The 13,527-nt window shown below is 73.0% G+C and carries 1 protein-coding gene; it reads right to left on the bottom strand.

What is annotated here, in order from left to right; all coding sequences use genetic code 11:
* Positions 1 to 37: 37 nt before the first annotated feature.
* A complete protein-coding gene (locus AB0M59_RS41095) occupies positions 38 to 13,450 on the bottom strand; it encodes a type I polyketide synthase (RefSeq protein ID WP_364626719.1) in 13,413 nt (4,470 codons plus the stop codon).
* Positions 13,451 to 13,527: the final 77 nt, after the last annotated feature.

Here is a 13,527-nt window from a genome sequence, read left to right as displayed (position 1 = left end):
CAGCGCCCTCGCCTGTGGTCCTCCACCGGCGAGGGCATTACGACCTGCCGAGCTCCCGGTGGATGAAGTCGAAAATTTCGTCGTCCGTCGCGCCTTCGAGCTGCTGGGCGGCCCGAGGGCGCCCCTCGGGCGCCCGCGCTTCTCCCAGCTTGTTCAGCATGGTCTGAAGTCGACTGGTGATTTGGCCAAAGGTGTCATCGTCTGGGGAAACCCCTGAAACCAGCGCCTCGATCCGGTCCAGCTCCCCCAGGACCGAGACTTCGTCGCCGACCAGCGCCGAGAGCAGGAACCCGGCCAGCGCCGACGGTGTCGGGTGGTCGAAGACGAGCGTGGCGGGCAGCTTGAGCCCGGTCGCCCCGCGCAAGCGGTTGCGCAGCTCCACCGCGGTCAGGGAGTCGAAGCCGATCTCCTTGAACGGCCGGTTCGCGTCGATCTCCTCGGCGCCCGCGTGGCCGAGCACCCGGGCGATGGCGTCGCGGACGTGGTCGAGGACCACCCGCTCCTGTTCGACGGGCGGCAGGCCGGTCAGCCGGCCCGCGAAGTCGGCCGTCTCGGCTTCGGCTGGCTGGGCCTCGATGGCCCGGCGGACCGCGGGGAGGTCGTCGAGCAGCGGACGCGGGCGCGCGGCGGTGAAGCCCCGCACGAACCGCTCCCAGTCGACGTCGGCGACGGTGAGGACGGTCTCGTCGCGGTCGATCGCCTGCCCCAGCGCGAGCAGCGCCCGCTCCGGCGGCATCGCGCCCACGCCGCGACGGCGCAGGTGCTCCTCGGCGTCGTTGTCGCCCGCCATGCCCGCGCCCTGCCAGGCGCCCCACGCGACCGACGTCGCGGTGAGCCCGCGGTCCCGGCGTCGCTGGGCGAGCGCGTCGAGGAAGGCGTTGCCCGCGGCGTACGCGCCTTGCCCGCCGCTGCCCCAGACGCCGGCGTTGGAGGAGAACAGCACGAACGCGTCGAGGTCGTCGAGGAGTTCGTCGAGGTGGATGGCGCCGGCGACCTTGGCTTTCACGACTTCGGCGAACTCGGTCAGCTCGGTGTCGTCGAGGGCGGTGCCCCGCACGATTCCGGCCGCGTGGAAGACGGCCCGCACGGGCTCGTCCAGCTCGTCGAGCAGCGCCTTCAGGGCCGCGCGGTCGGCGACGTCGCACGCGGCGATCGTCGTGTTGGCGCCGAGCGCGGCCAGTTCCTCGCGGAGTTCGGCCGCGCCGGGTGCCGCGTCGCCGCGCCTGCTGGTGAGCACCAGACGCTGCGCGCCACGGCCGGCGAGCCAGCGGGCGACGTGGGCGCCGAGCGCGCCGGTGCCGCCGGTGATCAGCACGGTGCCGTCCGGCCGCCAGTCGCGGGCCGGGGCGCCGTCGCCGAGCGGGGCCGGCACGAGGCGGCGGGTGAGTACCCCGGCCGCCCGGACGGCGACCTGGTCCTCGTCGCCCGCCCCGGCCAGAATGCCGGTCAAGCGTTGCCGGTCGTGCTCGTCGGTGGTTTCGGGCAGGTCGACGAGGCCGCCCCAGCGGTCGGCGTGCTCCAGGCCGATGACCCGGCCCAGCCCCCAGACCTGGGACTGCGCCGCGTCGGTCACGGTGTCGGCTCGGCCGGTGGCCACCGCGCCCGCCGTGGCGAGCCACAGCGGGGCGGCGATCCCGGCGTCGCCGAGCGCCTGGGTCAAGAGCAAAGTGTTCGCGAGGCCGCGCGGAAGCTTCTCTTGCGCGGCCCGGTCCAGTGCGAGCAGGGACAGCACGCCGTCCACCGGGGCGAGGTCGACCAGGCTCTTGCCGAGCGCGGCGCGGTCGGTGGCGCCGACGGTGATCGGGACGACGGTGGCGCCCGCGTCCTCGACGGCCCGCCGCGCCGCGTCGAGCCACGCGTGGTCGCCGTCTTCCGGCGTCACGACCAGCCAGGTGCCGTCCAAAGACTTTTCTTCAATGGTTAGGGGTTTCCAGGTGATGCGGTAACGCCAGCCGTCCACAGTGGATCTCTCGAGCCGAGTGCGGCGCCAGGACGCGAGCGCGGGCAGGACGTCGCCGAGGGGTTCCGGCGCGATGGCGAGGGTGTCGGCGATCGACGCCAGGTCCTCACGTTCCACGGCTTCCCAGAACCGGTCGTCGACCGGGTCACCGGTCGTTACGGCCTGCGCGCGTTTCGGCCAGAAGCGCCGGTGCTGGAACGGGTAGGTGGGCAGGCCGACCGTGCGCGTCTCCGGGACGAACGTCCGCCAGTCGACGTCGTGTCCCTGCGTCCACAGCTCGGCGACCGAGGTCAGGAACCTTTGCGGGCCGCCTTCGCCGCGTCGCAGCGTCCCGACGACGACGCCCGGGGTGTCGTCGAGGGTCTCCTGGATCGCGCTGAGCAGTACCGGGTGCGGGCTGACCTCGACGAAAAACCGGTGTCCCCGCTCGACGAGCGCGTGGGTCGTGTCGAGGAAGCGGACCGGCTCACGCAGGTTCCGGTACCAGTAGCCGGCGGCGAGGGTCGCGGTGTCGACCGGCTCGGCGGTCACCGCGGAGTAGAACGGGACGTCGCCCGTGCGGGGGTTCAGACCCGCCAGGACTTCGCGAAGTTCGTCGCGGATGCCCTCGACGTAAACGGAGTGGGAGGCGTAGTCGACCGGGATGCGGCGGGCCCGGATGTCCTTTTCCGCGCACTGGGCGATCAGCTCGTCCAGTGCGGTCGGGTCGCCGCAGACCACGGTGGAGGTCGGGCTGTTGTAGGCCGCGATCGCGACGCCTTCCGGCAGCACGTCCGTCACGCGTTCGGCGTCGAGCGCGACCGAGGCCATGGCGCCTTGGCCCGCGAGCCCGGCGGCGATCTCCTTGCTGCGCAATGCGACGACCTTCGCACCGTCCTCAAGAGACAGTCCACCTGCGACGACCGCGGCCGCGATTTCGCCCTGGGAGTGCCCGGCGACGGCGTCGGGCTCGATCCCGTGCGCCCGCCAGAGTGCGGCCAGAGAGACCATCACGGCCCATGACGCCGGTTGCACGACGTCGACCCTGGCCAGTGCGTCCGCGTCGCTGAGGACGTCGGTCAGCGACCAGTCCACGTGCGGGGCCAGCGCGGCGGCGCACTCGGCAATCCGTTCCGCGAAGACCGGCTCGTCGAGCAACTCGACCGCCATCCCGACCCACTGCGCACCCTGACCCGGGAAGACGAAGACTGTCTCGCCCGCGGCACTCGCGGTCCCGGTGACCACCGCCGAGCCGGGTGCGCTCAGCCCGTCGCGGTGGTCACCGAGGATGACCGCGCGGTGCTCGAACTGGGAGCGAGTACTGATCAACGACCAGCCGATCTCGGCGACGCTCCCAGGTACGTCGGCCAGCGCGGCGGCCCGGTCGCGGACCGCGGCTACCGTTCGGGCGGAGATCACCCAGGGCACCGAGCGCCCCAATGTGGCCTTGGTTGCGTTCAACGCACCCAAGGGGCCCTTCGGTGCGTCTAACGCACCGAAGGCCACATTGGGGCGCTCGGGAACCTGCTCCACGATGATGTGCGCGTTGGTGCCGCTGACACCGAACGACGAGATTCCGGCGCGGCGCGGTCCTTCACGCTCGGGCCACGGCCGCGGCTCGGTCAGCAGCGACACCGCGCCGCTGTCCCAGTCGACGTGCCGCGACGGCTGGCCGACGTGCAGGGTCGCGGGCAGCACGCCGTGCCGCAAGGCGAGGACCATCTTGATGACCCCGGCGACGCCGGCCGCGGCCTGCGTGTGCCCGACGTTCGACTTGATCGAGCCGAGCCACAGCGGTTCGTCCGCGTCGCGGTCCCGGCCGTAAGTCGCCAGCAGGGCCTGCGCTTCGATCGGGTCACCCAGCGTCGTGCCGGTCCCGTGCGCCTCGACGGCGTCCACATCGGACGGCGCCAGGCCCGCGTTCGCCAGCGCCGCCCGGATCACCCGTTGCTGCGACGGGCCGTTCGGCGCGGTCATGCCGTTGGACGCACCGTCCTGGTTGACCGCGCTGCCCCGGACGATCGCGAGCACCGGGTGGCCGTTGCGGCGCGCGTCGGAAAGCCGTTCGACGAGCAGGACGCCGACACCTTCGCCCCAGCCGGTGCCGTCCGCCTCGTCGGCGAAGGCCTTGCACCGGCCGTCGGAAGCGAGGCCGCGCTGCCGGCTGAACTCGACGAACAGGCCTGGAGTCGACATGATCGTCACGCCGCCGGCGAGCGCCAGCGAGCATTCGCCCGCGCGCAGCGACTGGGCGGCGAGATGCAGGGCGACGAGCGACGACGAGCACGCCGTGTCGACGGTCATCGCCGGGCCTTCGAGTCCCAGTTCGTAGGCGATCCGTCCGGAAAGGACACTGCCCGCGCTGCCGGTGGCGAGGTAACCGTCGACGCTCTCCTCGCCGAAGTGCAGCGCCGCGGTGTAGTCCTGTCCGTTGGTCCCGGCGAATACCCCGACCGGCGCGCCACGCACGGACAAGGGGTCGATGCCTGCCTGCTCCAGGGCTTCCCAGGACGCTTCCAGCAGCAGCCGCTGCTGGGGGTCCATGGCCAGCGCCTCGCGCGGCGAGATCCCGAAGAACTCGGCGTCGAACTGGTCGGCGCCGGCCAGGAAACCGCCTTCGCGCACGTAAGTCGTTCCGTTGTGGTCGGGATCGGGGTCGTAGAGGGCGTCGGTGTCCCAGCCGCGGTCGGCGGGGAACTCCGAGACCGCGTCACGGCCGTCGGCGAGCAGGGTCCAGAGTTCGTCCGGGTTCCGGACTCCGCCGGGGAACCGGCAGCTCATGCCGACGATGGCGATCGGCTCGTCGGTGTTCTGGACGACCACAGCCTGTTCGGCCTCGGCGTCTCCCAGTAATTCGGTGCGCAGGTACGCGGATAGGGCCGTCGCCGTCGGGTAGTCGAACGCGAGGGTGGCCGGGAGCCGCAGCCCGGTGGCGGTGTCCAGGCGGTTGCGCAGCTCGACGGCGGTCAGCGAGTCGAAGCCGAGTTCCTTGAAGGTGCGGCCGGCGGCGACGTCGTCGGCCGAGCGGTGGCCGAGGGCCAGGGCGACCTGCTCGCGGACCAGCTTGAGCAGCAGCCGGTCGGCGTCCGTCGTGGACAGTCCGGCGAGCTTGAGCGAGCCCGTCGTGGCCGGTGTGAGCTGCCGCACCTCGGGCAGGCCGGCGATGAGCGGGCTCGGGCGGTGCGCGGTGAGCGCGGCCGCGAACCGCTCCCAGTCGACGTCGGCGACGGTGACGGCCGCGCGGCCGCTGTCGATCGCGGACCGCAGCGCGGCGATCGCCCGGTCGGGCCGCAGCGGGGCAAGCCCGGTGCGGCCGAGGTGCTCCTCGGCGGCGGCCGCCGTGGCCATGCCGCCGTCGGCCCAGGGTCCCCAGGCGATCGACGTCGCGGCCAGGCCTTGGGCGCGACGCTGTTCGGCGAGGGCGTCGAGGTAGGCGTTGGCGGCGGCGTAGTTGCCTTGGCCGGCCGCGCCGAAGGTGCCCGCGCAGGAGGAGAAGAGGACGAACGCCTCGAGTCCGGCGGTGAGTTCGTGCAGGTGCCGGGCGGAAACGGCCTTGGCGTCGACGACTTCGGCCAGGCGTTCGGGGGTGAGCGCTTCGAGGACGCCGTCGGCGATGACGCCGGCGGTGTGCACGACGGCGGTGAGGTCGCCGACGGAGGCCAGGGTCGCTTCGAGCGCGGCTCGGTCGGTGACGTCGCAGGCCAGGACGTCGACCCGGGCGCCGAGTTCGGTCAATTCGGCCACGAGGTCCTCGGCACCGGGGGCGTCGGGACCCCGGCGGCTCGTCAGGACCAGACGCTCGGCCCCGGCGCCGGCCAGCCACCTCGCGACGTGCCGGCCGAGGGCGCCGGTGCCGCCGGTGACGAGGACCGTGCCGCTCGGCTGCCACGGGGTCGCCGGCCGTGCGGTGCGCCGGACGAGCCGGCGGGCCAGTACCTGCGTCCCGCGGACGGCGACCTGGTCTTCGCCGGTCGCGCCGCCCAGGATCGCGCGGAACGTCTCCTCGTCGGCGTCGGCCGACAGATCGACGAGACCGCCCCAACGGTGCGGGTGCTCCAGCGCGACCGTGTGCCCGAGACCCCAGACCATCGCCTGCGCCGGGTCCGGCACGTCACCCTCGGCCGCGGCGACCGCGCCGCGGGTGACGCACCACAGCGGTGCGTCGATCTCCGCGTCCCCTAAGGCTTGCACGAGGGCGAGCTGACCTTCGACGTCCAAAGTAGACACCACGCCGGTGAGTTCCCGGCCCCGTAGAAGCGCCGCGAGGGAGGCTCGATCGTCCGCGGGGGTGACTTCGAGAACGTCGTCGAGGAGGTGCGGGCCGGTGCCGACGGGCACCACCGCGAGCCACCGGCCGGAAAGCGCGCCCGGGCCGGGGTCGGGTACCGGCTGCCAGGTGACTTCGTACTGGCCGACCGGGGCTTGGCCACGCTCACGCCAGGTCGTCAAGGCCTCGAGGTCACCGCTTTCGACGGCGGCCCAGAACCGCGCGTCCGGCGCCGGCCGGGTCTCCAGCCAGTAGCGCGTGCGCTGGAACGGATAGGTCGGCAAGGTGACGACCCCGCCGGGACGGCCGGGGTGCGCCGCGTGCAGGACCGCCCGCCAGTCGACGGTGTGGCCCCGCGTGTGGGTGTCGGCCAGGGCGGTGAGCAGGCTCCGGTATTCGGCACGGTCCTTGCGCAGCAACGGAACCGCGGGGAAGGCCGCCAGCGCCGACAGCACACCATCGGGTCCGAGTTCGAGGCCCCGCGTGACGCCGAGCCCGGCGAGGGCTTCCGAAGCATCGGCGAACCGGACAGTCTCTCTGACCTGGCGCACCCAGTACTCCGGGGTCAGGATCTCGTCTCCGGCGAGCCGTCCGGACACAGTGGACACCAACGGGATCTTCGGCGCGGCGAAGGACAGGGAAGCGGCCACGCGAGCGATCTCGGCCAGCATCGGGTCCATCAGCGCGGAGTGGAACGCGTGCGACACCGTGAGCCGCCGGACCTTCCGGCCCAGCCCGGCGAAGTGCGCCTCGACCACCCCGACCGCGTCGGCCTCGCCGGAGACCACCACGGACGACGGTCCGTTCACCGCAGCCAGGCCGACGCCGTCGGTCAGGACCGCCGAGACCTCGTCCTCCGTGGCCTCCACGGCCAGCATCGCCCCGCCCGCGGGCAGCGCCTGCATCAAGCCCGCCCGGGCGGCCACTAGCCGGCAAGCGTCCTCGATGGACAGCACCCCGGCGACGTGCGCCGCGGCCAGCTCGCCGATCGAGTGGCCGGCGACGTGGTCCGGGACCACGCCCCACGACTCCAGCAGCCGGAACAACGCGACCTCGATCGCGAACAAGGCGGGCTGCGTGTAGCCGGTCTCGTCGAGCAGCTCGGAATTCCCGAAGACGACCTCACGCAACGGCCGGTCCAGCGAAGAGTCGATCAGCGCGCACACCGCGTCGAACGCGTCCGCGAACAGCGGGAACCGTTCGTACAGCTCCGCGCCCATCCCGACCCGCTGCGAACCCTGGCCGGAAAACAGGAACGCCGTCTTGCCCGGCTCTGCCAGTCCGGGGGTCATCGCGTCGAGCCCGGCGAGCAGGTCGTCGCGACCGTGTCCCACGACTACGGTCCGGTACTCGAAGGTCGACCTCGCGGCCAGCGCGAGCGCGATGTCCAGCGGGTCGCCGTCCGGTAGTCCGCGGGCGGCGTCGCGCACCGCCTGCTCGGTCCGGCCGGACAGCACCCACGGCACGACGTCGGTGCAAGGTTCACTGTGGACAGTCGGGACAGCCGGCGGCTCTTCGAGGATGACGTGCGCGTTGGTCCCGCTGACACCGAACGACGAGACACCCGCGCGGCGCGGCCGGTCGCCTACGAGCCAATCCTGGGCCTCCGTCAGCAGCCGCACCTCGCCGGACGTCCAGTCCACCCGGTCCGACGGCCGGTCCACGTGCAGTGTCTTCGGCAGGGCTCCGCCGCGCATCGCGAGGATCATCTTGAGCACGCCGACCGCACCCGACGCGGCCTGCGTGTGGCCCACATTGGACTTCACCGAGCCGAGCCACAGCGGCCGGTCCCGGTTCTGGCCGTACGTCTCCAGCAGCGCCTGTGCCTCGATCGGGTCGCCCAGCGCCGTGCCCGTCCCGTGCGCCTCGACGGCGTCCACATCGGACGGTGCCAGGCCCGCGTTCGCCAGCGCCGCGCGGATCACGCGCTGCTGTGACGGGCCGTTCGGGGCGCTCAGGCCGTTCGACGCGCCGTCCTGGTTCATCGCCGACCCGCGCAGCAGCGCGAGCACCGGGTGGCCGAGCCGCCGCGCGTCCGAAAGGCGTTCGACCAGCACGAGCGCGACGCCTTCGCCCCAGCCGGTGCCGTCCGCCGCGTCGGCGAAAGCCTTGCACCGGCCGTCGCCGGCCAGCCCGCCCTGCTTGGCGAACTCCTGGAACGCGCCCGGCGTCGCCATCACCGTCACACCGCCGGCCACCGCCATCGACGACTCGCCGGAGCGGACCGACTGGGCGGCCAGGTGCAGCGCCACCAGCGACGACGAGCACGCCGTGTCGACGGTCACCGCGGGGCCTTCGAGACCGAGCACATAGGACACCCGGCCGGACACGACCGCGCCGGCGTTCCCGGTGAGCAGGTGCCCTTCGACCTCTTCCGCCGCCTCGGTGTGGCCGGTCGCGTAGCCCTGCGTGCCGCAGCCGACGAACACGCCGGCCGCGCTGCCGCGCAGCGAACGCGGGTCGATCCCGGCGCGCTCGAAGACCTCCCACGCGCTCTCCAGCAGCAGCCGCTGCTGCGGGTCCATCGCCACCGCTTCCCGCGGTGAGATCCCGAAGAAGCCGGCGTCGAACTCGTCGGCGTCGTGGACGAAGCCGCCGACACCGTCGAGGTCCCAGCCGCGGTTCACCGGAAAGGCCGTCAGGCCCTCGGCGCCCGCGGAAACCAAGTCCCACAAGTCTTCCGGCGAACGCACGTCGCCGGGCAGGCGGCACGCCATCGAGACGATGGCGATCGGCTCGTCGGTGTCCACCCGGGACACAAGCTGATCGGCCGCCACGGGGCCGGCGTCGAGCAGCTTGTGCCCCAGCAGCGCGGCGAGCCGCCGCGGGTCCGGGTGGTCGAACAGCACGACGGCGGGCAGCTTGAGCCCAGTCGCCGCGACGAGCCGGTTGCGCACCTCCAGCGCGATCAGGGAGTCCACGCCCAGGTCGCGGAACGCCCGGTCGGGGTCGACCGAACCCGGCCCGGGATAGCCCAGGACGGCGGCGGTCTCGGCGCGCACGAGGTCGAGCAGCGCCTCCACTCGCGCGGCCTCGGTAAAGCCGGAAACCCTTTGCGCGAAGGAAGAATCGGCTGCGACGACAGGCTCGGCTTCGAGGACGCGGCGAACCTCGGGCAGTTCGTCGAGCAGCGGCCGCGGGCGGGCGGCGGTGAAGGCCGGCGCGAACCGGGCCCAGTCCATGTCCGCGACGGCCAGGAAGGTCTCGTCCGCGCCCAAGGCCTGCCGCAGCGCGGTGAGCGCGAGCGCGGGGTCCATCGCGCGGATGCCCCGGCGGCGCAGCTGCTCCGAGGAGCCGTCGGCGGTCATGCCCGCGCCCGCCCAGGCGCCCCACGCCACGGAGGTCGCGCGGAGACCGCGGTCCCGGCGGTGCTGGGCCAGGGCGTCGAGGTAGGCGTTGGCCGCGGCGTACGCGCCCTGGCCGCCGCCACCCCAGACCCCCGCGTTGGAGGAGAACAGCACAAAGGCGTCGAGGTCGCCGGTGAGCAGCGCGTCCAGGTTCGCGGCGCCCGCGACCTTCGCGCGCATCGTGTCGGCGACCTCGGCGTGGTCGGTGTCGGCCAGGGCGGCCGAGCGGCCCACGCCGGCCGCGTGCACGACGGTGCGGGGCTCGATGTCGGCGAGGAGGGTGGCCAGGGCGTCGCGGTCGGCGACGTCGCAGGCGGCGATGGTCACCTCGACGCCGAGCGCCGTCAGCTCTTCGCGCAGCTCGGCGGCGCCGTCGGCGTCAGGACCCCGACGGCTCGTGAGGACGAGGTGTTCGGCGCCGGCTTCGACCAGCCAGCGGGCCACGTGCGCGCCGAGGGCGCCGGTACCGCCGGTGATCAGCGCGGTTCCACTCGTCCGCCATTCCCGTGCGGTACGGCCGAGCGGCGCCGGGACCAAGCGGCGGACGAGCACCCCGGACGCGCGGATCGCGACCTGATCCTCGCTCGCCTCGGTGAGCACCCGGGCCAGGCGGCCGATTGCGCGCTCGTCGAGGTCTTCGGGCAGGTCGACCAGGCCGCCCCAGCGGTCCGGGTGTTCCAGGCCGGCGACGCGGCCCAGGCCCCAGACCTGCGCTTGCCCGGGGTCGGTCAGCCGGTCGGAGCGGCCGGTGGAGACGGCGCCGCGGGTCAGCAGCCACAGCGGCGCGGCCACCGCCCGGACCAGCTCGATGGTCGTGTAGAGGCCGTCGTCGGCAAAGGCGAGCAAGGACAGGACGCCGGCGACGCCTTCGGTGGGCAGCTCCGGGAGCCCCGCGCCGGGCTCGACGGTCAACAGGACCGGCTCGGCGCCGTGCGCGGCCAAGCCCTCGACGAGGTCGCCTGCCGGGTATCCGGCGGGAGCGATGACCAGCCAGCGTCCGCTGAGGTCCTTTTCGGACAAGGTCGTCGGCTGCCACGCGATGCGGTAGCGCCAACCGTCCACGACGGACTGGTCGTGCCGGCGTTTGTGCCACTGCGCGAGACCGGGCAGGACGTCGGCGAGCGCGGTCGCGTCCACGTTCAGGGAGCCGGCCAGCGCGTCGACGTCGCCACTGTCCACAGCGGACCAGAACTGGTCGTCGGCCGCGCCGGCGGCCTTCTCGGCGGCGGTCAGCCAGTAGCGTTCACGCTGGAAGGGGTACGTGGGCAGATCCACGATCCGCGCACCGGGGAAGAGCCCCGCCCACTCGACCGCGGCACCGCGGCTCCACAGCTCGGCCAGCGACGTCAGGAAGCGCGGCAGGCCGCCCTCCCCGCGGCGCAGCGAGCCGACGACGACCGGCTCGTCCAAGGTCTCCTCGACGGCGGCGGCGAGCACGGGGTGGGCGCTCACCTCGACGAACGTGGTGAACCCCGCCGCGGCGAGGCCGCGCAAGGCAGCGTCGAACAAGACTGTCCGACGCAGATTGCGGTACCAGTAGCCGGCGTCCATGGCGCTGGTGTCGATCCGCTCGCCGAGCACCGAAGAGTGGAGCGGGATCGCGGCTTCGCGCGGGATGATCGGGGCGAGCGCGGTGAGCAGTTGGTCCTCGATGGCCTCGACGTGTGCGGAGTGCGACGCGTAGTCCACCGGGATCCGGCGAGCTCGAATTCCTTCGGCGGCAACGGTTTCGATCAGCTCGTCAAGCGCTTCAGGCTCGCCGGAGAGCACGACCGAGCCCGGGCTGTTCACCGCGGCCACGCTGATCCGCTCGTCCAGCCGGGCGGTGATCTCGGCGAGGGACAGCGCGACCGAGGCCATCCCGCCCTTGCCCGCGAGCCGCTCGGCGATGAGCTTGCTGCGCAGCGCGACCACGCGCGCACCGTCCTCAAGGGACAGTGCGCCCGCTACGACGGCGGCCGCGATCTCACCTTGAGAGTGCCCGACGACGGCGCCGGGCTTCACGCCCGCCGACTGCCACAGCGAGGCCAGGGAAACCATCACGGCCCAGGAAGCCGGCTGCACGACGTCTACTCTGGCCAGCGCGTCCGTGTCGCCCAGGACGTCGGTGAGCTTCCAGTCCACGTGGGGTGCGAGCGCGGCCTCGCACTCGGCGACCCGGGCCGCGAAGACGGGCTCGTCGAGTAGGCCGACGGCCATCCCCGCCCACTGCGCACCCTGGCCGGGGAAGACGAAGGCGGTCTTGCCCATCGGCGTGGCGACGCCTTGGACGACCTCGGCCGACGGCGTCGCGTCCGCGAGTGCGTCCAGGCCGCGGACCAGGTCTTCGACGGTGCTTCCGACCACGGCGGCGCGGTGTTCCCAGGCCGTGCGGGCGGTAGCGAGCGACAGGCCGACGTCGCCCGGCCGGACGTCTTCGGTGACGTGCTTGCGCAGCAGATCGGCCTGCTCGCGCAACGCTTCGGCGGTGCGGGCGGACAGCACCCAGGTCGAAGTTCCTTGCGGCGCTTCGGTTTGCTCGGGCGCGGGGGCGGGGGCGGCTTCGAGGACGACGTGGGCGTTGGTGCCGCCGACGCCGAACGACGAGACCCCGGCCCGGCGGGGCGCGCCGGTTTCGGGCCACGCGGTGTGCTCGGTCAGCAGCTCGACCGAGCCGCGCGTCCAGTCGACCTGGGTGGATGGCTCGGTGACGTGCAGGGTTCGGGGCAGCTCGCCGTGGCGCAGGGCCAGGACCATCTTCATCACGCCGGCGACACCGGCGGCGGCCTGCGTGTGCCCGATGTTGGACTTGATCGAGCCGAGCCGGAGCGGGTGCTCACGGTCCCGTCCGTAGGTGGCCAGGAGGGCCTGGGCCTCGATCGGGTCGCCCAGTGTGGTGCCGGTCCCGTGCGCCTCGACAGCGTCCACTTCGGACGGTTTGAGGCCGGCGTTCGCCAGCGCGGCGCGGATGACGCGTTGCTGCGAAAGGCCGTTGGGGGCGGTGAGGCCGTTGGACGCGCCGTCGGAGTTGACCGCGGAGCCGCGCAGGACCGCGAGCACCGGATGGCCGTTCCTGCGGGCGTCCGACAGCCGCTCGACGAGCAGCACGCCGGCGCCCTCGCCCCAGCCGGTGCCGTCGGCGGTGTCGGCGAACGACTGGCAACGCCCGGACGCGGAAACCCCGCCCTGGCTGGTGAACTCGACGAACACGGCGGGCGTGGCCATGACGGTGACGCCGCCGGCGAGTGCCATCGAGCACTCCCCCGCGCGCAGGGCCTGCACGGCGAGGTGCAGCGCGACGAGCGAGGACGAGCAGGCGGTGTCGACGGTGACGGTGGGGCCTTCGAGGCCGAAGGTGTAGGCGATCCGCCCGGACGCGACCGACACGGCGCTGCCGGTGAGGAGGTGGCCGCGGACCTCGTCGGGGAGGGCGTCGAGGTCGGTGGAGCCGTAGGCCTGGTTGCTGCAGCCGATGAACACGCCGGTGTCGCTGGCTTTCAGGGCGTTCCGGTCCAGCCCCGCGCGTTCGAAGGCCTCCCAGGAGACCTCCAGGAGCAGGCGCTGCTGCGGGTCCATGGCGAGGGCTTCGCGCGGCGAGATGCCGAAGAAGCCGGGGTCGAAGTCGGCGGCTTTGTCGACGAAGCCGCCCTCGGCGGTGTTGCTGCCGGCCAGCTCGCCGGCGGTCCAGCCGCGGTCTGCGGGGAAGCCGGTGATGGCGTCGGTCCCTGTGCGGAGAAGATCCCACAACGCCTCGGGTGAGTCGACCCCGCCGGGGAAGCGGCAGCTCATCGCGACGACGGCGATCGGTTCCCTGGAGGCGGCCGCGAGCCGGTCGTTCTGCTCCCGCAGCCGCTTGTTGTCCCGCAAGGACGCCCGGAGCGCTTCGACGACCTTGTCCTTGTCCGAAGACAGTGCCACCAGGTACCTCCAGGTTCGCGGCGTGGTCGCCTCGAGTGAAACGCATGGGGCACCCGCAAATCCCTAGACTTCGCGCG

The organism is Amycolatopsis sp. NPDC051371, from assembly GCF_040682155.1.
Lineage (GTDB): Bacteria > Actinomycetota > Actinomycetes > Mycobacteriales > Pseudonocardiaceae > Amycolatopsis.
The sequence above is the reverse complement of the archived record's forward strand: the minus strand, read 5'-3'. Positions and strand labels throughout refer to the sequence as shown.